Origin of the sequence: Microbacterium sp. A84 (assembly GCF_051842815.1) — a bacterium.
GTDB lineage: Bacteria > Actinomycetota > Actinomycetes > Actinomycetales > Microbacteriaceae > Microbacterium.
Genome location: NZ_JBPXMS010000001.1, coordinates 1,408,713 through 1,432,050, shown reverse-complemented (window position 1 = coordinate 1,432,050; position 23,338 = coordinate 1,408,713). Strand labels below are relative to the sequence as shown.

24 protein-coding genes are annotated in these 23,338 nt (G+C 65.2%); 20 read left to right on the top strand and 4 right to left on the bottom strand.

The features are described 5' to 3' along the window. The first annotated feature begins 119 nt into the window (after positions 1–119). Positions 120–746: a TetR/AcrR family transcriptional regulator gene (locus tag ACSU04_RS07005; RefSeq protein WP_439281383.1), complete on the top strand. Its 627-nt coding sequence runs from the start codon at positions 120–122 to the stop codon at positions 744–746. A 63-nt stretch (positions 747–809) separates the two neighbouring features. On the opposite strand, the gene ACSU04_RS07000 is transcribed toward ACSU04_RS07005, so the two are convergent. Both ACSU04_RS07000 and ACSU04_RS06995 read right to left on the bottom strand, forming a co-directional pair. Continuing rightward, positions 810–1,778 carry an o-succinylbenzoate synthase gene (locus tag ACSU04_RS07000; protein WP_439288877.1) on the bottom strand — a complete coding sequence of 323 codons (969 nt, stop codon included), beginning with the start codon at positions 1,776–1,778 and terminating at the stop codon, positions 810–812. A gap of 115 nt (positions 1,779–1,893) precedes the next feature. Further along, entirely contained in the window at positions 1,894–2,913 is a 1,020-nt protein-coding gene (locus ACSU04_RS06995) for a GNAT family N-acetyltransferase (protein ID WP_439288876.1), read from the bottom strand. 85 nt (positions 2,914–2,998) lie between these two features. On the opposite strand from ACSU04_RS06995, the gene ACSU04_RS06990 reads away from it, so the two are divergent. The 7 genes from ACSU04_RS06990 to ACSU04_RS06960 all read left to right on the top strand — a co-directional run bounded on the left by ACSU04_RS06990 (position 2,999) and on the right by ACSU04_RS06960 (position 9,327). Then, positions 2,999–3,346, top strand: coding sequence for a PadR family transcriptional regulator (locus tag ACSU04_RS06990; RefSeq protein ID WP_439281380.1), 348 nt, complete (start codon positions 2,999–3,001; stop codon positions 3,344–3,346). Between the two features lies 1 nt (position 3,347). Then, the gene (locus ACSU04_RS06985) at positions 3,348–4,301 is read left to right on the top strand and encodes a permease prefix domain 1-containing protein (protein WP_439288875.1); all 954 of its coding nucleotides are present in this window, start codon (positions 3,348–3,350) and stop codon (positions 4,299–4,301) included. 9 nt (positions 4,302–4,310) lie between these two features. Then, positions 4,311–5,210 (top strand): 1,4-dihydroxy-2-naphthoyl-CoA synthase, encoded by a 900-nt coding sequence (locus tag ACSU04_RS06980; protein WP_439281378.1) that lies wholly within the window; start codon positions 4,311–4,313, stop codon positions 5,208–5,210. 35 nt (positions 5,211–5,245) lie between these two features. Beyond that, positions 5,246–6,418 carry an AMP-binding protein gene (locus tag ACSU04_RS06975; protein ID WP_439288874.1) on the top strand — a complete coding sequence of 391 codons (1,173 nt, stop codon included), beginning with the start codon at positions 5,246–5,248 and terminating at the stop codon, positions 6,416–6,418. 129 nt (positions 6,419–6,547) lie between these two features. Then, complete coding sequence (locus ACSU04_RS06970) at positions 6,548–7,339, top strand: class I SAM-dependent methyltransferase (protein ID WP_439288873.1); 792 nt, start codon at positions 6,548–6,550, stop codon at positions 7,337–7,339. A 138-nt stretch (positions 7,340–7,477) separates the two neighbouring features. Continuing rightward, positions 7,478–8,695: a sensor histidine kinase gene (locus ACSU04_RS06965; protein WP_439288872.1), complete on the top strand. Its 1,218-nt coding sequence runs from the start codon at positions 7,478–7,480 to the stop codon at positions 8,693–8,695. After that, positions 8,692–9,327 (top strand): response regulator, encoded by a 636-nt coding sequence (locus tag ACSU04_RS06960; RefSeq protein ID WP_439281374.1) that lies wholly within the window; start codon positions 8,692–8,694, stop codon positions 9,325–9,327. The genes ACSU04_RS06965 and ACSU04_RS06960 overlap by 4 nt, the downstream gene beginning before the upstream one ends. A 45-nt stretch (positions 9,328–9,372) precedes the next feature. Here ACSU04_RS06960 and ACSU04_RS06955 read toward each other — a convergent pair whose 3' ends face one another. After that, positions 9,373–10,248 carry a LysR family transcriptional regulator gene (locus ACSU04_RS06955; RefSeq protein ID WP_439281373.1) on the bottom strand — a complete coding sequence of 292 codons (876 nt, stop codon included), beginning with the start codon at positions 10,246–10,248 and terminating at the stop codon, positions 9,373–9,375. 71 nt (positions 10,249–10,319) lie between these two features. Here ACSU04_RS06955 and ACSU04_RS06950 point away from each other — a divergent pair, with 71 nt between their 5' ends. The 4 genes from ACSU04_RS06950 to ACSU04_RS06935 all read left to right on the top strand — a co-directional run bounded on the left by ACSU04_RS06950 (position 10,320) and on the right by ACSU04_RS06935 (position 13,505). Further along, complete coding sequence (locus ACSU04_RS06950) at positions 10,320–10,796, top strand: carboxymuconolactone decarboxylase family protein (protein WP_439281372.1); 477 nt, start codon at positions 10,320–10,322, stop codon at positions 10,794–10,796. Beyond that, positions 10,793–11,143 (top strand): nuclear transport factor 2 family protein, encoded by a 351-nt coding sequence (locus ACSU04_RS06945; protein ID WP_439281371.1) that lies wholly within the window; start codon positions 10,793–10,795, stop codon positions 11,141–11,143. Before ACSU04_RS06950 ends, ACSU04_RS06945 begins: the two co-directional genes overlap by 4 nt. A gap of 143 nt (positions 11,144–11,286) precedes the next feature. After that, the gene (locus ACSU04_RS06940; RefSeq protein ID WP_439288871.1) at positions 11,287–12,048 is read left to right on the top strand and encodes an ABC transporter ATP-binding protein; all 762 of its coding nucleotides are present in this window, start codon (positions 11,287–11,289) and stop codon (positions 12,046–12,048) included. Next, the gene (locus tag ACSU04_RS06935; protein ID WP_439288870.1) at positions 12,045–13,505 is read left to right on the top strand and encodes an FtsX-like permease family protein; all 1,461 of its coding nucleotides are present in this window, start codon (positions 12,045–12,047) and stop codon (positions 13,503–13,505) included. The genes ACSU04_RS06940 and ACSU04_RS06935 overlap by 4 nt, the downstream gene beginning before the upstream one ends. A 25-nt stretch (positions 13,506–13,530) precedes the next feature. Here ACSU04_RS06935 and ACSU04_RS06930 read toward each other — a convergent pair whose 3' ends face one another. Then, the gene (locus ACSU04_RS06930; protein ID WP_439288869.1) at positions 13,531–14,589 is read right to left on the bottom strand and encodes an NAD(P)-dependent alcohol dehydrogenase; all 1,059 of its coding nucleotides are present in this window, start codon (positions 14,587–14,589) and stop codon (positions 13,531–13,533) included. Between the two features lie 175 nt (positions 14,590–14,764). Between ACSU04_RS06930 and ACSU04_RS06925 the strand changes: the two genes are divergently transcribed. The 8 genes from ACSU04_RS06925 to ACSU04_RS06890 all read left to right on the top strand — a co-directional run bounded on the left by ACSU04_RS06925 (position 14,765) and on the right by ACSU04_RS06890 (position 23,333). Further along, complete coding sequence (locus ACSU04_RS06925; protein WP_439281367.1) at positions 14,765–15,796, top strand: zinc-dependent alcohol dehydrogenase family protein; 1,032 nt, start codon at positions 14,765–14,767, stop codon at positions 15,794–15,796. Continuing rightward, positions 15,793–16,458 carry a DUF2291 family protein gene (locus tag ACSU04_RS06920; protein WP_439288868.1) on the top strand — a complete coding sequence of 222 codons (666 nt, stop codon included), beginning with the start codon at positions 15,793–15,795 and terminating at the stop codon, positions 16,456–16,458. Before ACSU04_RS06925 ends, ACSU04_RS06920 begins: the two co-directional genes overlap by 4 nt. Continuing rightward, on the top strand, positions 16,455–17,984 hold the full coding sequence (locus ACSU04_RS06915; RefSeq protein WP_439281365.1) for a sugar ABC transporter ATP-binding protein: 1,530 nt from the start codon (positions 16,455–16,457) through the stop codon (positions 17,982–17,984). The genes ACSU04_RS06920 and ACSU04_RS06915 overlap by 4 nt, the downstream gene beginning before the upstream one ends. 20 nt (positions 17,985–18,004) lie before the next feature. Next, positions 18,005–19,141, top strand: a complete 1,137-nt coding sequence (locus ACSU04_RS06910; protein WP_439281364.1) for an ABC transporter permease — start codon at positions 18,005–18,007, stop codon at positions 19,139–19,141. 55 nt (positions 19,142–19,196) lie between these two features. Then, complete coding sequence (locus tag ACSU04_RS06905) at positions 19,197–20,192, top strand: substrate-binding domain-containing protein (protein WP_439288867.1); 996 nt, start codon at positions 19,197–19,199, stop codon at positions 20,190–20,192. Between the two features lie 99 nt (positions 20,193–20,291). Continuing rightward, the gene (locus ACSU04_RS06900; protein ID WP_439288866.1) at positions 20,292–22,049 is read left to right on the top strand and encodes a dihydroxyacetone kinase family protein; all 1,758 of its coding nucleotides are present in this window, start codon (positions 20,292–20,294) and stop codon (positions 22,047–22,049) included. Next, positions 22,046–22,519 carry a ribose-5-phosphate isomerase gene (locus ACSU04_RS06895; protein ID WP_439281361.1) on the top strand — a complete coding sequence of 158 codons (474 nt, stop codon included), beginning with the start codon at positions 22,046–22,048 and terminating at the stop codon, positions 22,517–22,519. The genes ACSU04_RS06900 and ACSU04_RS06895 overlap by 4 nt, the downstream gene beginning before the upstream one ends. Next, positions 22,512–23,333, top strand: a complete 822-nt coding sequence (locus ACSU04_RS06890; protein WP_439288865.1) for a triose-phosphate isomerase family protein — start codon at positions 22,512–22,514, stop codon at positions 23,331–23,333. Before ACSU04_RS06895 ends, ACSU04_RS06890 begins: the two co-directional genes overlap by 8 nt. The last annotated feature ends 5 nt before the right edge of the window (positions 23,334–23,338 follow it).

Here is a 23,338-nt window from a genome sequence, read left to right as displayed (position 1 = left end):
TCCGAGACGAGGGGTGACAGAATGGATACAGGCATGTATCCGATACATCTGTGTATCCTACGGTGAGTTGTGCGTGCGAATCTGTGCGCCGGATGTGAAGGTGGGGAGAGGAGGATTCGATGTCAGTTCCCGTGACGAGACGGCGTGAGAACACGCGTGCGCGCCTGCTGGACGCCGCATCTCAAGTGTTCGCGGAAGTGGGCCTCGAAGGTGCGAGCGTTGAGGCGATCTGCGAACGCGCGGGCTTCACGCGCGGCGCCTTCTACTCGAACTTCGAGTCGAAGGATGAGCTGTTCCTTCAGCTGACATCGGTCATCGCCGAGAGGCGGCTCGCGCTGGTGCGTTCGCGCATCGACGAGTTCGTTGAAGCTGGAGTGCTGAGCTACGACGCCGACCCGATTGACCTTGTGCGGCGGGTGATGGAGTCCGGCGAGGATGATCGTCTCAGCGTCCTGATGATGAGTGAGATTCGCATCCGTGCACTGCGCGATGACGCGTTCGGTGCGGCGTACGTGCTGCAGGAACGTGAGCTTCGCGCCAGCATCCAACAGATCATTCAGGGCATCGTCGATGCTGGTCTCTTCGCGCTGCGCATTGATGTCGCGACTGCGGCGGGGCTTCTCATGATGGTCTGGGAACACTCGATGGCACACGGTGCGATCGAGCGGCAGTCGGCTGCACAGCTGCAGCATTCCGGCAGTGAATCCCTGGGCGAACTGGTGAAGCTGATCGTCGTCGCGGACTGATCTGCACGGGGCGGAGGCGGCGAGCGCCGCTCGCTACAAGACCGCTCGCTACAGCGCCGCTCACTACAGGAGCGCGTGGCAGCGGCTCAGCCGCTCGAGCCACCAGTCTCGACGATCATCGGGTGCCGCGAGGCGATCGAGTCGCGCCGCATCTGGTGTCACACGGCCGACGGGAATCGCACCGTCGACAGGTGAGAGGTCGGCGACGTTCTCGACGAACAATGCCCCGGTTCCGAGGCCGCAGTCGAAGTCGAGCTGCGGAAGGCTCGCGGCAAGGGTTGCGCCCTGGCTGAGCCCGACGGCGGTGTCCAACGCGCTGGAGACCACTGCCGGAAGCCCTGATTCTGCGACGATGCGGAGGGCCCGGCGAATGCCACCGAGCGGCTGCGCCTTGATCACGATGAGGTCGGCGGCGCCGGCGCGGGCGACAGCGATCGGGTCCTCCGCCTTGCGGACGCTTTCGTCAGCGGCGATCGGGATGCCCATGTACTTCACGCGTGCGCGCAATTCGGCGAGCTCGTCGACGGTGGCGCATGGCTGCTCGGCGTATTCGAGGTCGTACTCGGCGAGAGCGTGGAGGGCCCGTTCGGCCTCGTCGACATTCCACGCACCGTTGGCATCGATGCGCACGCGCCCCTCCGGCCCCACCGCGTCGCGCGCGGCGTGCACGCGAGCGACGTCGTCGCTCAGGTGCTGGCCGGGCTCTGCGACCTTGACCTTGGCTGTGCGGCATCCAGGAAAGCGCGCCAATACCTCGGCAACATGGGCGGCATCGACGGCAGGCACGGTGGCGTTGACGGGGATGCGGTCGCGCAGCGGCGCGGGTTGCGCATTCCAGGCGTAGTCGATCGCCGCGGCGAGCCAGACGGATGCCTCGGCATCCGCATATTCGACGAACGGCGAGAACTCGGCCCACCCCTCAGGCCCCTCGAACAGTAACGCCTCACGCACGTCGACACCGCGGAATCGGGTGGTCATCGGCAATGCGACGACGCGGGCGGTACCGAGCAACTCTGCGAGCGGGACGTTCATGTCCCCATCATGCACTCGCGGAGTGCCGAATCCCAGATGCAGAGTGATCAGCGCGGCGTGTCATACGGCCGACACGCCGTGGCGCCGCGGGCCTGTCTGGGAATCGGGCCGCCAGTCAGGTCAAACGCTTCTGGAGCTCGCCCATGCGCTCGGACGGGGCGAAGCCGAGGTGCGTGTTGATAGCGAGCATGTGCTCGTTCACTCCGGCGTTGTAGGTATAGACCGAGGTCACGGTGGGGGCGTGGGTCTGCAGCATCCGCAGGTTGGCGATCTTCACGGCGGTGCCGAGTCGGTGTCCGCGCGCGGCGCGGTGCACCAGCGTGCCCCACTGGTACGCGTTCCCATCATCCCCGGATACGACGAGCTGCGTGTAAGCGACGGCTCGACCGGCGGCATCCAGAGCGATTGTGCTGTAGCTGGTGCGATTCTGCTGGACGAGCAGGGCCTCGGTCTCGCGCACATCGGCGACGTTGGCAGTGCGGGCTTCGAGATCGAGTTCGCCGACTGGCGCTTCCGTGTCGATCGAGGCATCCAACTCGGCCCATTCGGCGACGACCTCCTCCGGCACGGGGCCGACCCACGAGCGCAGTGTGTAACCGGCGGAGTGTGCGGATGCATCGGTCTCGAGCCCATCGAGTAGCGCAGCGTCGACGGGCAGTCGGAGCCGGCTCTGCACGTCGCCGAGCGCGAGTGCGTATCCGTGGCGTCGGGCGAACTCGCGGCCCGGAATCCCCGCACCGTCAACGCCCGCGGCATACGGCCAGGATGTCTCGCCGTTCAGGATGCTGCGCCTGGCGGCTTGTGCGTCGCCTTCCAGTAATGCCAGCACGGCGCTGCCGATTCCGCGTCGTCGCAGCGCTGGTGTGACATGCACGCCGATGCTGGCGCTACGCACATTGTCACGCAGTGGCAGGGCGAGCCGGGCGGATGCGACGACTTCACCGTCGATGCGCGCAAGGTACGCGCGTCGCTCGATCGTGTCGGTACGCTGCTGCAGTTCGAGGCGTGATTCCTCGAGCGTCCACACCGGGGTGTCTGCTCCGCGATCGGCACGCTCGGCGGTCGCGTAGATCTCCCACCAGGTGTCCACGGCTGCGTCGTCGAAAGGGTCGATTCGGGTGAGGTGCACATGCATGTGATCGACGTTAGTCGATCGGATCAGCGGTCTGATATTAATGTGCCATTGACTATAGTGTGTGAGACACAGTAATGTGGTGAACATGAACGAGACGCTCGATACGCATCTGCAGGAACTGCGGCGCGGCACGGTGGTGCTCGCGTGCCTGCAGTTGCTGCGGAGTCCTGGCTACGGCTACGCGCTGCTCGAAGAACTCGGGCGCCGCGGCTTCGCCACCGACGCCAACACGTTGTACCCGCTGCTTCGCCGTCTGGAGAAGCAGGAGTACCTCACCAGCGAGTGGAACACCGAAGAAGCGCGCCCCCGCAAGTTCTATCGCACCTCAGACGCTGGCATCCGGCTCGCCGACACACTCACCCAGGACTGGCTCGCGCTCACTGCTGCGATCGCCACGCTCACCTCCACAACTTCAGGCACAGAGGAGAACTGAAATGACCTCCACACTCACCGAGCGATACATCGCCGCCGTCACAAAGTCTTTGAATCCCGCCGCGCAGGATGACGTGCGTACTGAGCTCGAAGCATCCATCGCGGATGCCGTCGACGCGCGTCTCGAGCAGGGGCGAACACAAGAGGATGCCGAGCGCACCGTGCTCACGGAACTCGGCGATCCGGCCGCGCTCGCCGCAGGATTCGCCGACCGCCCGCTGCACCTGATCGGCCCGCGCTACTACCTCACCTGGTGGCGACTGCTGAAGCTGCTGCTGATCATTGTTCCTGTCTCGGTCACCGGTGCTGTCGCGCTCGGACAGGCGATTGCGGGCGCGACCATCGGCGAGATAATCGGGTCGGCCATCGGAATCGGGCTCAGCGTCGCCATGCACATCGCCTTCTGGGTAACGCTGGTGTTCGCCGTGCTGGAGCGCACCGGGGCAGACACCGGGGTGCGTTGGAACGTGGACCAGCTTCCGGAGCCGCAGGTGAAAGAGGCGCCACGCGCTGAACTCATCGCCTCGCTGACGTATCTGGTGATCGTCACCGGCGCGGTGCTCTGGGATCACTTCCGCGGATTCTTCCCCACTGGCGGCGAGCACATCCCCATCCTTAACCCGGAGCTGTGGCCGTGGTGGATCGCGGGACTCTTCGTGCTCTTGGCAGCGGAATCAGCGCTCGCCATCGCTGTGTATGGGCACAAGCGCTGGAACCGCGGATTCGCGATCTTCAACACCGCCCTCGCCGTGTTGTTCGTGAGCTGGTGGCTGACACTTCTCGGTCGCGGTCAGCTGATCAACTCTGACTTCGTAGAGTTCGCCTTCACTGGCGCAGTCGATGAGAACGTGTTGCGCATTCTGGCAGTGCTGACCGGTTTCACTGCCGTCGGAATCGCAGTCTGGGACATCATCGACGGCTGGCGCAAGGCACGCCGCGCGGCACTCCAGGCATAGGCTGGGCTCATGGTCTCCGAGCTTTTCGATCCTGCGGAATGGGTGCTTGCGCCCGGCGCCGAGGACTACACCGACATCACCGCGCACGTCTCTGTCGATGGCGGTGTCGCCCGCATCGCGTTCAACCGGCCGGAGGTACGCAACGCCTTCCGCCCGCACACGGTCGACGAGCTGTATCGGGCACTCGACATCGCGCGGCAGGATCCGAAGATCGGCGCAGTGCTGCTCACCGGCAACGGCCCGAGCGCGAAGGACGGCGGCTGGGCGTTCTGCTCGGGTGGCGACCAGCGCATCCGCGGACGCGACGGCTACAAGTATTCCGAGGACGAGACTGCGGTCGCCAACCCGGCTCGCGCCGGACGCCTGCACATTCTCGAGGTGCAGCGGCTGATCCGCTTCATGCCGAAGGTCGTCATCGCTGTGATTCCCGGCTGGGCGGCCGGCGGCGGGCACTCGCTGCACATCGTCTGCGACCTGTCGATCGCATCCGCCGAGCACGGCAAGTTCAAGCAGACAGATGCCGACGTCGGCAGCTTCGACGCCGGATACGGCTCGGCATATATGGCGCGCCAGACCGGGCAGAAGATTGCCCGTGAGGTGTTCTTCCTGGCCGAGGAGTATTCCGCGCAGCGCGCATATGAGATGGGTTCGGTGAACCGCGTCGTGCCGCACGAGGAGCTCGAACGCGAGGCGCTGAAGATGGCGCGCACCGTGCTGACGAAGTCGCCGACGGCGATCCGCATGCTGAAGTTCGCGTTCAACGCGGTCGATGACGGGATGATGGGCCAACAGGTGTTCGCGGGCGAGGCGACGCGCCTGGCCTACGGCACCGACGAAGCGGTCGAGGGCCGCGACTCCTTCCTGGAGAAGCGCGATCCCGACTGGTCCCCTTTCCCGTACCACTTCTGACCACACCCCCTCACACAGCTCGCGAGACTTCACTTATGTCCCAGATTGACCCCGAAAACAGCACACACGCGAAGTCTCGCGCGCTGATTTCGACGGACGGGGAAGATCCACTTGCCTTGTTGGGTGCGCTGAGGGGGGCACTGGACGGCGGGCCGGCCCTCGGGCTCGGGATGCTGGGTGATCGGCCAGACACCGTCGCTGACGGCACGGCCGCGGTGATCGGTACCTCGGGATCAAGTGGCATCCCCAAACGAGTGGTCGTGAGTGCCGAGGCGTTGCGTGCCGGCGCCGAGGCGACTGCGAGCCGGATCGGGACAGGCCGCTGGCTGCTCGCACTTCCCGCCGGATACGTCGCAGGGCTCCAGGTGCTGGTCAGATCAATTCTCTCGGGCACGACACCAGTGACGCTGGACGGCGGATTCTCGCCTCGGTCCTTCGCCGAGGCGACGCTGCCAATGCTTCGTACCGGCACCGAGCAGCTGTTCACTTCGCTCGTGCCCGCTCAGGTGTCGACACTTCTCGAAGCGGCGGAGGAAGACTCGACGGTACTCGCCGCACTCCAGGCATACCAAGCGATTCTCGTCGGCGGGCAGGCGTTGCCTGAGCCCGTGCGCGAGCGCGCGGCGGAGATGGGCGCACGTCTTGTGCGCACCTACGGTTCGACCGAGACGAGCGGCGGATGCGTGTACGACGGCATCCCGCTGGAGACCGTTGCTGTGAAGACTGTCGAGGGGGAGTTGCGTATCGCCGGCCCCATGCTCGCCGATGGATACCTCGGTGACCCCGGCCTCACAGCGCGCACTTTCGTGCGCGATGAGCACGGCATCCGCTGGTATCGCACTGGCGACCTCGGCATCGTCGAGGACGGCGTCGTGCGCGTGCATGGCCGGGCCGACAATGTGATCGTGTCCGGCGGTGTCAACATTTCGCTCGATCGTGTCGAACGGCTGGTTCGCAGCATCCCGGGGCTCACCGGTGCTGTGGTTGTCGGCGTCGAGGACGAGCGATGGGGCGAAGCATCTGTGATCGTTGCCGCGCGCGGAGCGGCGCTGCGCCGAAGCGAGGCCGAGCAGCTCGAGCATGCGCGCGAGGTCGTCGCTGCAGAGTTGGGCAAGCCCGCGCGTCCCGCGCGCCTGGTGATCGTCGACGAGATCGCCACCTTGGCATCCGGCAAGCCCGACCGCGAGGCCGTCCGCCGCCTGCTCTAAAAACCCCTTGCGAGTGGGTGTTTGTGGCTCCACTTTTGCCGGAAATGCAGCCACGCGCGCCCACTCGCAAGGGGTCGCAGGGGTCGCAAGGGTGGGAAGGGGTAGCAAGGGGCGTGGGATGCTGGAGGGATGGCGAACTACACCCACGGACACCACGAGTCCGTGCTGCGCTCGCACAGCAACCGGACGATCGCGAACTCGGCGGAGTACCTTCGCCCGCACCTGAATGCTGATGCGCGACTTCTCGACGTCGGTGCGGGACCGGGCACGATCACGGTCGAGTTCGCACAGCACGTCGCCCAGGTCACCGCGACCGAGATCGGACCGGCCGAGCTGGCACTCTCGCAGAAGCTCGCCGCTGAGTCGGGCGCGGCGAACATCGACTTCTCGATCGAAGACGTGCACGCGCTGAGCTTCGCTGACAACTCTTTCGACATCGTGCACACGCACCAGGTGCTGCAGCATGTCGCTGATCCGGTGCAGGCGCTGCGCGAGATGCGACGGGTCACGAAGCCCGGCGGAATCGTCGCTGCGCGCGACGCCGATTATGCCGGCTTCGTTTGGTTCCCGCTGCTGCCCGAACTCGACGAGTGGCTGCGGCTGTACCGGGCTGCGGCGCGCGCGAACGGCGGGGAACCGGATGCCGGACGCCGACTACTCTCGTGGGCTCGGGCTGCGGGGTTCGAAGCCGTCACGGCGACAGCATCCACCTGGTGCTATGCGACGCCAGAGGAGCGCGCATGGTGGGGCGGCATGTGGGCCGACCGCATCCTCGAATCAGCGCTCGCACGCCAACTCGTCGACAGCAAGATGGCGACCGGCGCAGACCTCCAGCGCATCAGCACCGCGTGGCGTGCCTGGGCGGACGACGGAGACGGCTGGTATCTCCTGCCGCACGGCGAGATCATCGCTCGCGCGTGATCTGTGCCCGCGCGTGATCTGTGCTCGCGAGACTTCGTGAATGTCACGAAACCGGGCAGAGAACGTGACACACGTGAAGTTTCGCGGATACATCTTCCGGCGGATGCCGGTGGGCGCACGCTCGCGTAGCGTGAGAGGGTGATCCGTCCGCTGTCTCGCACCTCGCTCGTCCTCGACATTGTCGGGGCGGTCGTGCTGTTTGGGGTGCTGACGCCGACCTCGCTGGCGTTCTACGGGTCCGGAAACCTCAGCACGACAATGACTGAGGCCGTCGGCATTATCGCCCTGGTCATCGCAGGGTTGCTGCAGTTCGGCGCCGTCGCGATCGGACGACTTGCGCCGGGTATCGCGCTCATCGCCGCGTGGGCTGGAGCCATCGTGCAGATGGCGGGGGGTCTCGGCCCGCTGCCGATCAACCTCGCGATCCTGGGGGTGCTGTACGCCACTGCTGCATGGGGGACGACGCGCGTCTTCTGGGCGGGGCTTGCTTCTTCTTTCGTCGGCGGCATCATCGCTGCCGCATACGTCGTGTTAGTCAGCGGCCTGACCGCATCCGGACTCACCGGCAGGATCACCACCTTCGTGCTGCTCGGCGTCATGAGCGTCCTTGCGCTCGGCTCGCCCTGGTTCGGAGGCTTCGGGTGGCGTATGGTGCTGCGCTGGCGTGCCAGCCGCGAGGCGCAGTCGATCGCCGAGCTCTCTGCAGCGGAAGAACAGGAGCGGGTGCGCATCGCACGCGACATGCACGACATCGTCGCGCATTCGCTGGCGGTGATCGTGGCTCAATCTGACGGGGCGCGCTATGCCGCAGCATCCGATCCTCAGGTTGCCACCGAAGCGCTCGGCACGATTGCGCAGACCGCACGCTCGGCGCTGTCGGATGTGCGGATGCTGCTCACACAGCTACGCCACCGCCAGGGCGACGGACCCCAGCCCACCATCGCCGACGTCGAGCAGCTGTTCGCACACGTGCGGCAGGCCGGGCTGGAACCGCGCGTCACCGTCGATCCGATGCCGCCGGGGGAGCCGCCGGGGGCGATCCAACTCGCGGTGTATCGCATCCTGCAGGAAGCGTTGACGAACGCGATCAGGCATGGTGCGGGCGGCGCGAGAGCTGTCGTCGACGTGCGACTGGCGTGGCTATCTGACCGCGTCGATCTCGAGGTGCGCAACGCCGTCGCCCCTGCGGCGCCGGGAGCGCCCGGCGGGCACGGCCTGGTCGGTATGCGCGAGCGCGCGCAGCTCATCGGCGGTTCACTCACCGCTGCGCGCGACGGCGACGAGTTCGTCGTTCGGGGAACATTACCGATCGGAGCCTCATCAGACGGTTTCGACGTTTCGGAAGGAAACGCATGATCCGCGTACTACTCGTCGATGACCAGGCGCTGTTCCGTGCTGGCATCCGGATGCTGATCTCATCCCAGCCCGACATGGAAGTCGTCGCGGAGGCGGGCAACGGGCAGGAGGCGCTCGCCGCGGTCGCGCAGTCGACGCCGGATGTCGTCCTCATGGATATTCGGATGCCGGTGATGGATGGGTTGACCGCGACCGCAGAACTTCTCAAGGCGCCGGACGCGCCAAAGGTCGTGATGCTCACGACGTTCGATCTGGATGAAGCTGCGGCACGAGCCATTCGTCAGGGTGCGAGCGGGTTCCTGTTGAAGGATGCCGAACCCGAGTTCCTGCTCGCGGCGATCCGCACTGTCGATTCCGGGTCGAACGTGATCGCGGCATCCGCCACCCGCGAGCTGTTCGCGCACTTCACCGAGCAGACGAAGCCGGTGCCCGCGCGATTCTCCGCGCTCACCGGTCGAGAGCAGGAGATCTTCGCGCTCGCCGCCCGTGGCCTGTCGAACGCCGAGATCGCGGGACGGGAGTTTCTCAGCGAGGCGACCGTGAAGACGCACATCAGCCGGATCCTCGCCAAGCTCACACTGCGCGACCGCGTGCAACTGGTGGTCTTCGCCTTCGAGCACGGGCTGGCGTAGGAGGCGACCGGGCCGCACGAGCGCTGGTGCCCTGCCCACAGGGGTTTAGTCGAGTTGAGGGCTCTGATTTTCGGGCAGCAGCCTGCCCAGCAGCGCACGAGTGGCGTGCGTTGGGCCGGTGCGCCACGCCACGCCGAGGCGTGAACGCGCTGCAGGGGCATCGATCGGCACGGCACGGACGCCCTTCCACTCGCTCGCGGTCGTTTCGCTGACGATTCCGACCCCGAGTCCGCGCACCGCGAGCATCTCCACGAAGGACGGCGTGGACACTTCCCAGCGCGGAGCCGATGCGGGCAGTATCGCGTCGAGCGCAGCGCGGACACCGGTCCCCGCAGGCAGAGTGATCAGGTCGGCGTCAACGAGCTCGGCCACGCGGATGCTACGGCGAGACGCCCACGGATGCTCAGGCGCGACGACGGCGACGAGGGCGTCGTCGAACACGATGGTCGACTGCAGCCCTTCGGGTTGCTCGCCGGTCCAGGCCGCGATTGCAAGATCGCTCTCACCGCGGCGCACCGCTGCGAGGATGTCGTCGGACGTGCCCTCATTCACGCGAATATCGATGCCTGGATGATCTTGGTGCAACTGGGCGAGTGCATCGAAGAACCGCGACCATCCGAGTCCGGTCACCGTCCCCACCCGCAGTGACCCCGTGACGAGACCGCGTAGGTCGTCGGCAGCCGTGCGCACCTCGCCGACTGCGTTGAGTGCGGCGCGGAACGTGGGAATCAGGCGCTCGCCTTCTGGGGTGAGTGTGACCCGACGGGTGGATCGATCGAATAGTGCGACGCCTAGTTCGCGCTCAAGTTTCTGCACCTGAGCGCTGATGCCGGACTGGCTGACGTGGACGGCATCGGCGGCCGCGGTGAAGGAGCCGGCATCGACCACGGCAAGGGCATAGCGCAACTGATGAAGTTCCATATCTTAAACAGATGGTACAGATCAGAACAAGCTGTTGGACAGATGATGGTAGCGGCAGTGAGGCTGTAGGTATGAACACTGATCCCATTGGCATCCTCACGCGCCTTGACTTCGATACCGTCGCCCCGCATTTCTCCAAGGTGCTCGCCGCGCTCGATGCGGCCGCGACGCGCGAGCTGGACGAGGCGGGCATTGAGCCGCTGCTGCGCGAACTCGTCCGCATCCGTGCCTCACAGCTGAACGGCTGCAGTTACTGCGTCGACTTGCATACGTCTGACGCGTCGACGAGGGGCGAGCATCCGCGCCGACTGGCGGCCGTGGCAGTCTGGCCGGAGTCCGCGCTGTTCACCAGGCGGGAACGTGCCGCTCTCACGCTGACAGAGAGCATGACGCGATTGTCCGAGACACACGTGCCTGATGAGGCATGGACAACCGCTGCGACGGTGTTTTCCCCAGAAGAACTGGGAGCGCTCGTCTCACTCATCGTCGTCATCAACGCCTGGAACGGCGTCGGCGTCTCGACGCGCGCCTGGACGGTGACCCTGTGACCGGCGCGGAGGCGACCAGCCGTGCGGCGACGATCTATTTCGATGCATGGCGTGACCGCGACTTCGACCTGTTGCGGACGGTGCTCGCTGACGACGTCGAATTCGCCGGGGTACTCGGATCAGCGCACGGTGCCGACGAATGCATCGCAGGGCTGCGCGGCATGGCGGAAGGGGTCATGGACGACCTCGTGCTGCACGCGCGCGTGGTCGAGGGGCAGGATGCCATGACCTGGTTCGACCTCGTCGCCAAGAACGGCGCTGTGGTGCCGACCGTGAACTGGAGTCACGTCGAAAACGGCCTGATCACCCGCATCCGGGTCACATTCGACCCTCGCCCGCTGCTCTGATAAGTCTCGCGAAACTTCGCGTATGTCACCGAGAACGCGCGTTCGGATGACACGGGCGAAGTCTCGCGGATCATCCTTGGGATGTAGGCGGATGCTACGCGCGGGCGATGTGCGGAGCATCCGCTCTTCGTAACGTCGTAGGTATGGAGATCACGACCAGCGACCTCGGGCTCGCAGCCCGCGTCCAGCACCTGACCAAGTCCTATGGCGCAGGCGAAGGCACAGTCACGGCTCTCGACGACATCAGCGTCGGTATCCGTCGCGGACAGTTCACGGCGATCATGGGTCCATCTGGCTCTGGCAAGTCCACGCTCATGCACATCATGGCCGGGCTGGATGCTCCGACCGAGGGGCGCGCCTGGATCGGCGACACCGACATCACCGGCCTCAACGACCTTGATTTGACCATCCTCCGACGTCGCCGGGTCGGCTTCATCTTCCAGGCTTTCAACCTGGTGCCGACCCTCGATGCCCTCGGCAACATCTTGCTGCCGTTCGAGCTCGATGGGCGTCGGCCCACAGCGATTGAGCGCGCCCGGATCGACGGTCTCATCGAGCGGCTCGGACTCGCGACCCGGCTCGGTCACCGCCCGCATCAGCTCTCCGGTGGTCAGCAGCAGCGCGTGGCAATCGCGCGCGCGCTCGCGACTGCCCCCGACCTCGTCTTCGCCGATGAGCCGACCGGAAACCTCGACTCGGCAACAGGCCGGGAGGTGCTGCAACTACTCGCCACGGCGAGCCGGGAGCACGGCCAGTCGATCGCGATGGTCACACACGACGCGATCGCCGCGAGCCACGCCGACCGGGTGCTCTTCCTCGGCGACGGCCGGATCGTCGCCGATCATCCGCGACAGAGCGCCGAGGAGATCTCGGCATACATGCTCGCCGCAGAGGTGGCAGCATGAGCGCGGTCGCCACGTTCGTTCCCGAGTCGACGGCCACCGGCCCGCGGTTCGGCTGGCTGCGCGATCGGGGGATGGGTGCCAGCATTCTCGTTGCCGCACTCTCGTCAGGCTTCGGCGTTGTGCTCGTCGAAGCCACCGCGTACATCGGCGTAATGCTGAAGTCGGATCCCTACATCGGCGACAGTGGCACGCTTGCCGTGGTCGTCTCGATCCTCACCGTGCTGCTTATCGGAGTGGCGCTCTACGTTGCGGCGATCGTTACGGCGAACACCTTCTCAACGATCATCGCCGGCCGCACCCGACGCATCGCTCTGATGCGGCTGATCGGAGCGAGCGCGCGCTCGCAGCGGGCAGAAGTGGCGCGGCAGGGGCTTGTCGTCGGCGTGATCGGAGCGGTGCAGGGGCTGATCGTTGGCCTGCTGCTCGCGGCATCCGGTGTGTACATCGCGGACAGATTCCTCGGCGAAGTGTCGGAGTTCACGATGACTCAGCCGGCGATCTTCATCCCGGCGGTCGGCGTCGCGCTGACGACGTGGGCGGCCGCGTGGAGTGGTTCGCGCCGCGTGCTCGCGGTGACGCCGTTGCAGGCGATCGGTGGATCCGTTGAGCGTTCGCATGAGGATGCTGCGGCACGCCCCACGCGGCACGTCGGGGCTCTGCTGTTGCTGATCTCCGGCGCCGCGCTGCTCGTCTTCGGAATCCTGGTGGGTCTGGCCACGCCGCTCGGCGTCGTTATTGCGTTCCTAGGCGGACTGCTCTCGTTCACCGGCCTGTCAATCGGGGCGGTGCTGGTGATGCCGCCATTGCTGCGACTGGTAGGACAACTGTTCGGCCGCTCGGCGACAGCGAGGCTCGCGGCCGAGAACGCCCTGCGGTATCCGGAGCGTTCGAGCCGCATGGCCATCGGCGTGGTGATGGGTGTGACGCTGGTGACGATGTTTGCCGTGGCGCTGGAGTCGGTGAAGGTACTGCTGGTGAAGGCTGCTGGCGGTGAACTCGATGCGCAGTTCGCAGTGATCATGGACAGTTTTGCGGCGGTCATGATGGTGCTGGTCGGAATCTCGGCGGTCATCGCCGGAGTCGGGCTCGTGAATCTGCTGACGATTGGTGTGGTGCAGAGGCGGCGGGAGCTCGGGCTGCTGCGAGCCATCGGCCTGTCGAATCGGCAGGTGCGGCAGATGATCCTGCTGGAGGCGCTGCACGTGACGATCACGGCGACTGCCACGGGCCTCGTTCTGGGGGTCCTGTACGGGTGGATCGCGGCGCAGTCGCTGCTCGGATCGGTGCGAATGCCCCCGGACTTCGAAGCGACCGCTGGGCTCGTGGCACCGGCGGTGCCGTGGGTGCCCATCGTCGTGATCGTCATCGCGACAGCCGTACTGACCCTGGTAGCGGCTGCGACCCCCACGCGCCTTGCGACGCGAGTTGCTCCCGTCGAGGCCCTCGCCGTCGACTGAGAACCCGCGCGGCGCGCGGGGTGCGTCAGACGCGGTGCGGCTCGACGATCGACTTGATCGTCGCCGGGTCGGCGGTGGATTCCAGTGCGTCTTGCGCCTGTTCGAGCGTGAACGTGCCGGTGACCATGGCATCGAGATCGACCTGTCCGGTGGCGGCGAGTGCGATTGCCGCGGGCCAGGTGTTTGCGTAGCGGAAGACACCGGTGAGGATCAGCTCGTGAGACTGGATCCGCCCCACAGGGAGCGGAAGCGTGCTCTGCCCCATGCCCACGAGCACCGCACGGCCGCCCGGGCGCAATGCCTCGATGCCGCTCCACACGGCAGGCGTTGCCCCCGACGCATCTATGAATGAATCGGCATGCACGCTCGCGATAGCAGAAGCATCCGCGCTCGGGTCGAGCACCGAGGTCGCACCGAACTTCAGCGCGGAAGCGCGGCGTCCCTCGCTGATATCGGTGACGATGATCTCGGCAGCGCCGGATGCACGCGCTACTTGCGCCAGCGTCAGTCCGACCGGGCCGGCGCCCGTGATGAGCACTCGATCGCCTGCCGTGATGCACGCCTTTCGTGCGGATGCCACGGCGACGGAGAGCGGCTCCAAGAGTGCCGCTGCCCAATCGCTGACGGCATCCGGGATCTCGTGGGCGAAATGACTCTGGATCGTCACGTACTCCTGGAATGCTCCGTCGGTGCCAGGGATCGCATAGAACTTCATCGCTGGGTCGAGGTTGTAATCGCCGCGCAGCGACTCCGCCGATTGCGTCGAAGGATGCTGCGGCTCCACCGAAACGCGCTGCCCGATCCTCGTCGGGCTGACGTGGGCTCCGACGGCGACGATGACTCCGCCGGACTCATGGCCGAGCACGAGGGGGCCGTCCAGGGTCCAGTCTCCGAGGTGACCGTCCTTGTAGAAGTGCACATCCGAGCCGCACACGCCGACCGCAGTGACGCGCACGAGTACCTCGTCGGCTGCGGGGGTGGGCGTAGGACGCTGCTGCATCACGACCTCGCCGGCCTTCACCAGCACGCTCGCGCGCATCGTCGGTGTCGGGCGGGGGGAGATGCGTTCAACAGCGCTGGTCATGATGCCTCTTCCTCATGCGTCACATTCGAATTTCTCATGCGTCACATTCGAAGTTGACATCCGAATGTGATGTTTCTATGTTGAATATAACGTAGTTACGTGTCAAGATCACAGGGAACCTAACATAGGCCCGTGACGAAAGCCGATGGCGGCGAAAGCACAAACAGGAGCAAAGATGCGCGCAATTGTATTCACGTCCGAAGGCCAGTTGGCACTCGAGGAGCGTCCTACGCCGACGCCCGGATACAAAGAGATCCTCATTGAGACTGCCGCGGTCGGCATCTGCGGAACCGACACGCACGTGTTCGACGGCGAGTTCGAGGGAACGGTGTTCCCCCTGGTTCCCGGACACGAGGCGACCGGCACGATTGTCGCGCTGGGCGAGGGTGTGAACAGCGGCGTCTTCGACTTCAAGGTCGGCGACAACGTCGCGGTGAACCCGAGCACTACCTGCGGTGAGTGCGAGTTCTGTCTCAATGGCCACCAGAACCTCTGCCGTTTCTGGAACGGACTGGGTGTGGTTGCCTCAGACGGTGCGGCGCAGCAGTTCTTCACCGCACCAGCCGGCAACGTCTACAAGCTCAAGCCGGAAACAGACCTTTACCAGGCAGCGCTCATCGAACCGCTCGCGTGTGCGATCCGCGGGTGGGATGTTCTGCCACGCCGTCTCGGTGACCACGTTCTGGTGTACGGCGCCGGGACTATGGGCCTTCTGATGGCCCAGCTCGCGTCGAAGGCTGGAGCCGCGACGGTCACGATCGTCGACCTCAACGCGGCGCGACTCGAGACCGCCGCCGAGTGCGGAATCGAGCTGCGCTACACGAGCCCCGATGAGGCAGAGCGTGAGAAGTGGGATGTCGTCATCGACTGCACCGGCAACATCCGGGCGATCGAGGATGCTCTCACCCGCGTGAAGCCGGCCGGGTTCTTCCAGGACTTCGGTGTTGCGCCGGCGGACCAGATGGCGAAGTTCTCGCCGTTCCGCGTCTACCGTGACGAGATCTCGATCGTGGGAACCATGGCGGTCCTCAACTCCTTCGGCCGCGCAGTCGAGCTCTTCGAAGCCGGAGCGATCAACGCTCCCGCCATGATCAGCCACTCGTTCACTCTCGACGACTACTCAGAGGCACTGGAGCTGTTCCGTCGGGGCGAGGGACGCAAGCTCCAGATTCGTCCGAACGACACCGAATCGCGGGTCTTCCTGTGAGCGGGGCGGCAGGCACCTCGTCGAAGACGGTGAGCAAGAAGCTCTCACCAGGCGCCAAGCGCGGCGTCTGGATCGGCGTGATCGTTCTCGTCGTCCTGGGCATCGTCTTGGGCACCAAGGCCGTTCCGAGCGATGACCCGCTTGCCCAGGGAGCCGTGGTGTTCGACCCGGCGACCTTCGGCGCGGACAAGTTCCCCACCGTTCAGGAGGGCATCCTCGAGCGTGCGACTCCTGCCGTGACTCTCGCGGAGGCCATTGCAGCAGATCCGGATGCCGCCGCGGAAGAGTACGCGATCGCAAGCTCCGGCGGCCCCGTCTACAGCGTCACCTTCACCGGCGTCGTCGGCGAGGGACAGTCGGGCATCTATGAGGTGGCAGTCGAGGGCATGCCGAGCGACCACCTCATCCGCATGCAGACCGGACCCGCCATCAACGGCACCGAACTGCGTGACGCGAGCGGAGACATCGTGTTCGGTGAATTCAAGAACCAGATCGACTTCCAGAACGCGGCCGCTGCGCTCAACGAACAGCTGAAGGTCGATGTCCTCGCCGACATCGACACCGCCGCTCTTGCGGGCGAAACAGTCACGGTGACGGGCGCATTCACTCTCGTGAACCCGGCCGGATGGCTGGTCACCCCGATCGAGATCGACGTCCAATGACCGACGGTCCTGGCTTCGACGACGTCGTCCTCGAAGCCCGCAACATTGTGAAGACGTACGGGGGAACCCGTGCTCTCAAAGGCGTGAACTTCCAGATCCGCAAGGGCACCGTCACGACGCTCTTCGGGGAGAATGGCGCTGGTAAATCGACGCTCATGAAGATCCTCTCCGGCGTGGAGCAGCCCACGTCGGGCGAGATCATCCTTGACGGTGAACCTGTCGTCTTGTCATCGACGACCGTTGCTCGGGACCGTGGAATATCGATCATTCACCAGGAACTCAGCCTGGCTCCGAACCTGTCCGTGCGCGACAACATCTTCATGGGACGCGAGATCACAGGCGTATTCGGGATCGACTATGCGGAGGAGACCCGGCAGGCGAAGGCGCTTCTGCTCGATCTGCAGCTACCGATCGAGCCGGACACACTGGTCGCCGATCTTCGGGTCGGCCAGCAGCAGATCATCGAGATCGCTCGCGCACTGTCGGTGAACTCTCGAATCCTCATCATGGACGAACCGACCTCGGCGCTCGCCGCTGCAGAGGTCGAGGTTCTGTTCGGAATCATCCGTGATCTGCTCGCACGTGGCGTGGCGATCGTGTACATCTCGCACCATCTCGAGGAAGCGCTGGAGGTCACCGACCATGCCGTCGTTCTCCGAGACGGCTCGATGACAGCCCTGGGTCAGCGTGCGGACATCGACCTCGAGTGGATCGTTCGCAACATGGTGGGCGAGCACTTCGATCTCGGCTCGCCGCCCACCGGCTACGAGTTCGGCGACACCGTACTCAGCGTCAAGGGCCTCACTGTTCTTGACCGTGAAAACCCCGAGCGTGCGATCGTCAGCGGGCTTGACCTCGACGTCAGGGCCGGCGAGATCGTCTGCATCTACGGACTCATGGGAGCCGGGCGCACCGAGTTGCTCGAGGCCATCGCGGGCAAGGAACCCGTCGCTGAGGGAGACATTCTCTTGGACGGCGAATCCATCCTCTCGAAGTCGATCGCCAGTCGCATCTCCTCTGGCGTCGGCCTCGTGCCAGAGGACCGCCAGCGCGATGGTCTCGTGCAGACCTTCGACGTCGGCACGAACCTCACCCTCGCGAGTCTGGACAGCAGTCTCGTGCGCGGCATGATCTCGCGCAGTGTGGAGAAGGCCCGAGCGCAGGAGCTCATCAAATCAGTCACCGTCAAGACACCGGGGCCGGATCTCCCGATCGGCTCGTTGTCGGGTGGCAATCAGCAGAAGGTTGTGATCGGTAAGATCATCGCCACCGACCCCCGGGTCATGTTGCTCGATGAGCCCAGCCGCGGGATCGATGTCGGCGCGAAGGGCGAGGTCTTCCGCCTGCTCGCCGAACGCGCACGCAACGGCCTCGCGGTCGTCTATTCCACTTCCGAAGTGGGCGAATGCCTCAGCATCGCGCACCGGATCATCGTGATGCGACGTGGTCGGATCTCAGCCGAGTTCACGCCCGACGTTTCCAAAGACATGATCATGGCCGCCTCTGGCGAGGCCGTGGCCGCCTGAATCCCAGATCGGATCGGACAATGACGACAACGACCACCGCCATCATGGCAGGCAAGAAGCAGTTCTCGTTCACGAAGCTGCTTCTGGAAGGGCGCGCCTTTCTCGCGCTCATCCTGATCATCATCGTGTTCTCAGTGATGTCACCGAACTACTTCACTGTCGACAACATTCTGATCATGTCCTCCCACGTGGCCATCTACGCCCTCCTCGGACTGGGGATGCTCATGGTGATCCTGAACGGAGGCATCGACCTCTCGGTCGGGTCCACGCTCGGATTCTCCGCGGTCATCGGCGGTTACCTGCTCCAGGGGGTGCCGATCAACTTCCTGGGGATGACGCTGTATCCGAGCGTTCCCGTCGTGGTGCTGCTGTCCTGCGGCGTCGGTGGGCTCGTCGGGCTCGTCAACGGCATCCTGGTCGCGAAGTTCAATGTCGCGCCCTTCGTCGCGACCCTCGGCATGCTGTACGTCGTGCGTGGACTCGCGCTACTGATGACAAACGGCCTCACGATCAACAACCTCGAGGGCGTCCCCGAACTCGGCAACACCGGGTTCGACTGGCTCGGGTTCAACCGCATCCTGAACATTCCGATCGGTGTCATCATCATGGGCGTCGTGGCGCTGATCCTGGGCGTCGTGCTCGGACGCACGAAGTTCGGTCGTTGGCTGTATGCCTCGGGTGGAAACGAACGCGCAGCAGAACTCTCGGGTGTTCCGGTCAGATCCGTCCAGATCTGGGTTTACGTCATCTCTGGCACGTGTGCTGCGATCGCAGGCCTCATTCTCGCTTCGACTCTGACGAGCGCGAGCCCGACAGCGGGCAACACCTACGAGTTGACGGCGATCGCCGCTGTCGTCATCGGAGGAGCTGCGCTCAGCGGCGGTCGTGGCAACGTCCGCGGCACGTTGCTCGGCGCGTTCGTGATCGTCTTCCTCTCCGACGGACTCGTCATCGTCGGCGTCTCCGCGTACTGGCAGATGGTCTTCATCGGTGCAGTCATCGTGATCGCGGTGCTGCTCAACACTCTGCAGTACGGGCGTCGGCGCAAGCCGGCAGCCACGAGTCCTGCTGCTCCCGTGTCGCCGGTCGCCGTTGGCGCGACGACTTCCACAACGTCGGAAAAGGATGCTTCGGCCACAGCCGAGCCCAAATCCTAACCACGAACTCGGCACCGAAGAACGTTGCCGAGACATCAAGAAAGGACACAATCACATGGTGCGCATGAAGACACTTGCTGCCCTCGCAACTGCGAGCGTACTCGTCCTCGGCCTCGCTGGCTGCGCCAGCGGAGGTACGGACGACGCAGCCGAGCCGACGGATACCGGAAGCGCTGACGGCGGCGGTCTCATTACGATCATCGTCAACGACCCGTCCAACCCGTACTGGAAGACCGAAGGCGACGTTGCCTCGGCTGTTGCCGAAGAGCTGGGCTACGAGGCAACGGTAGGCGCTCACAAGGGTGACGCCAACACCGAGAACACGCTCATCGACACGGCTATCTCGAACAAGTCTGTCGCGATCATCCTCGACCCGGCGAACGCTGACGGTTCGATCGCTGCGGTGAAGAAAGCCAATGCCGCGGACATTCCGGTGTTCCTGGTCAACGCTGAAATCAACGAGACCGGCCTCGCGAAGGCACAGCTCGTCTCGAACAACGCTCAGGGTGCCGCTCTCGGCGCCCAGGAGTGGGTTGCCGCCATGGGCGAAGCCGGCGAGTATGTCGAGCTCTTCGGCGCTCCCGCCGACAACAATGCTCAGACGCGCTCGAACGGTTTCACGACCGTGATCAGCCAGTACCCCGAACTCGTTCAGGTCGGCAAAGAGGTAGCCGACTGGGATCGCACCAAGGGTCACGACAAGATGCAGTCGCTGCTGCAGGCCAACTCGGACATCAACGGTGTCATGGCCGGTAACGACGAGATGGCGCTCGGCGCGATCGCCGCGCTCAAGGAAGCCGGCAAGCTCGAGGGCATCGTCGTCGGTGGGTTCGACGGCGCACCTGACGCTGTTGAGGCTGTCATCGCTGGCGAGATGGCCTACACGGTGCTGCAGCCGGTCGCTGTCTTCGCCGAAGAGGCTGTCGTCCTGGCGGACACCTTCATCCGCACGGGCGAGGCTCCTGCGGAGGAGAAGCAGTCCTTCGACTGCATCCTCATCACGGCGGACAACGCTGCCAACATGACGGCGCCGTTCACCTACACGCCCTGATCGACTGAGTAACATCTCGCGCGAACCTGCGCGAAACGGCGGGGGTGGGAGCCTTCCGGCATCCGCCCCCGCATTTTCACACCAAGACCGAGAGACACTATGAGCTACGTTGTGAATGACCCAGCGGCCTTCGCCGATGAATCCACTCTCGGATTCATCGCGGCGAACAAGGCTCTCGTGCGGCGGGTGACCGGCGGCGTCGCACGCCGCTCGGCAACACCGGACGGACAGGTCGCCATCGTCGTCGGCGGCGGATCCGGTCACTATCCTGCCTTTGCTGGCCTTGTCGGCGCAGGGCTCGCGCACGCCGCGGCACTGGGTAATGTCTTCGCATCGCCGAGCAGCCAACAGGTCTATTCCGTCGCCAAATCTGTGGCGACGAAGGCCGGAGTGCTCCTCAGCTACGGCAACTACGCCGGTGACGCATTGAACTTCGATCTCGCACAGCGCAGGCTGATCGCCGAGGGCATTGCCTGCCGCACGGTGCGGGTGACCGATGACATCTTCAGCGCCTCCGTGGACGAGCGCGAGAAGCGCCGCGGCATCGCGGGGGACCTCGCGATATTCCGTGCTGCGGCATGGGCAGCAGAGCAGGGGTTCGACCTCGATGCTGTCGCCACGATCGCCAGCCGTGCGAACGAGCGGACACGGTCCATCGGTGTCGCCTTCTCCGGGTGCACTCTTCCCGGAGCAGTCGAGCCTCTGTTTAGCGTTCCGGCAGGGCAGATGGCTGTCGGGATGGGCATTCACGGCGAACCGGGCATTGAGATGAGGCCTTTGCCCACCGCGCGCGAGTTGGCAGTGTTTCTCGTCGAGAGCCTGCTCTCCGAGATCCCCGACGGCGTCTCGGTCAACGGGGCCAAAGCGGGCATCATCCTGAACGGTCTCGGCGCTGTGAAGTCCGAGGAACTGTTCGTCATCTACGGCACCGTTGCCGCAGAGCTGGAAGCCGCAGGCGTCACCGTGATCGACCCGGAGGTCGGCGAGCTCGTCACCAGCTTCGAGATGGCGGGCGTCTCGCTGACTGCTTTCTGGCTCGACGACGAGCTGGAAGCCGCGTGGACCTCGCCCGCTTACGCCCCGGCCTACCGCAAGGGCGTCGTGGCGCGCGGGGATGAAGCCGATGTCGCCGACGAGGCCATGGACGAGGTTTTCGCTGTCGTGGGCGAATCATCCGACGCTTCGGTGGCGAGCGGGCCGCGTGTGGCCGCGGTCATCGAAGCCATTCGGGTGGTCATTGATCGCGAAGCCGACGAACTGGGACGACTCGATGCCATCGCCGGTGACGGGGATCATGGCATCGGAATGAAGCGCGGTTCCCTGGCTGCTGCTGCTGCCGCGGCGGAAGCGGTGAAGCGCGGCGCAGGGGCAGGATCGGTCCTCACGATCGCCGGAGATGAATGGGCCGACAAAGCAGGCGGCACCTCGGGTGCGCTGTGGGGCGCTGGACTGCGTGCTGTCGGCGAGACGGTCGGTGACCAGGATGCTCCGGATGCCAGAAGTATTGCGGCCGGCATCGAAGCTGCGCGTGCGGCAATCCAGGACTTCGGAAAGGCGATCGTCGGGGATAAGACTCTCGTCGATGCGCTGGTTCCCTTCGTGGAGACACTGGCAGCGCGGGTGGCCGATGGGGCCGGGCTCGCCGCAGCCTGGACGGATGCCGCGTCGGTTGCGAGCATCGCCGCCGACGCCACCGCAGAGCTGCTTCCCCGGATGGGCCGGGCCCGCCCGCACATGCAGAAGAGTCTGGGAACACCGGACCCCGGCGCGATTTCCCTCGCGTTGGCGATGACCGCGGCATCCGCGGTGCTGAACAGCTCGGCTCAAAACAGTGCAGATACAGAGGAGAACTCATGACCGCTCAGTGGCGCATCGTCGTCGGATCCGACGACGCAGGATTCCAGTACAAGGAAGCACTCAAGGCCGACCTGGAGAAGGACCCGCGCGTTGCGTCGGTCATCGACGTCGGAGTGGATGCGGACGGGCACACTGCTTACCCCCGCGTGGCGATCGCTGCGGCTGAGAAGATCCGTGCGGGCGAGGTCGACCGCGCTCTGCTCGTCTGCGGTACCGGTCTCGGTGTCGCAATCGCGGCAAACAAGGTGCCCGGCATCCGTGCCGTGACCGCGCACGACAGCTACAGCGTCGAGCGCAGCGTGCTCAGCAACAACGCTCAGGTGCTCACCTTCGGCCAGCGCGTCGTCGGACTTGAGCTCGCTCGTCGCCTGGCGAAGGAATGGCTCGGCTACGTCTTCGATGAGGGCTCTGCCTCTGCCGAGAAGGTTGCAGTCATCGAGGAGTACGAACAGACAGGTACCTGTGAGTGACCCATCGTCGGCGTCCGAGAGATCGGCATCCGAACGCCCTGTGATTCTCGGGATCAGCCTGAAGCTGTACCTCGATATCGCCCAGACCACGCAGTGGGCGCTCGATGTCGCTGCGATCGCGCGCGCTCATGCGGCAGTAAAGAGTGGTGCAGTCAGGCTGTTCGCGCTGCCCTCTCTGCCAGCGCTTCCCGCTGTGCGCGAGGCGCTGACCGACAGCGAAGTGGCATGGGGTGCGCAGGATCTTCACTGGGAGGATCGTGGCGCGTTCACCGGTGCCATCAGTGGCGCCGACCTGGCAGCCGTCGGCTGCAGCGTCGTGGAAGTCGGTCATGCCGAGCGACGGCATGTCTTCGGCGAGAGTGACGACATGATCTGGCGGAAGCTGGCAGCAGCATTCCGCAACGGATTGACGCCGGTGTTCTGCGTCGGCGAGCAGGAAGAGATGTCTGCGGATGCCGCGGGGGCGGAGTGCATTGCTCAGCTCGAGGCGGCGCTCGCCTCAGCAGTCGCGCATGCCGATGTCGATCAACACGGTTTCGTCGGTGAACTCATCGTCGCCTACGAACCAGAGTGGGCAATCGGCCGGGCGCAACCGGCATCGGTGGAACACGTCATCGCCGTGGTTGGCGCATTGCGCGCCCGGCTGGCATCCGAATCATCGCTGCGCTCCTCCTCGGTGATCTACGGCGGCAGCGCGCAGCGGGGCACGCTGGCCGCGCTGGGTAACAGTGTGGATGGGCTCTTCCTCGGTCGTTTCGCCCACGACCCGGAGGATCTCGCTCACATCATCGACGAAGCCGCCGCGCTACGGTGAATGCT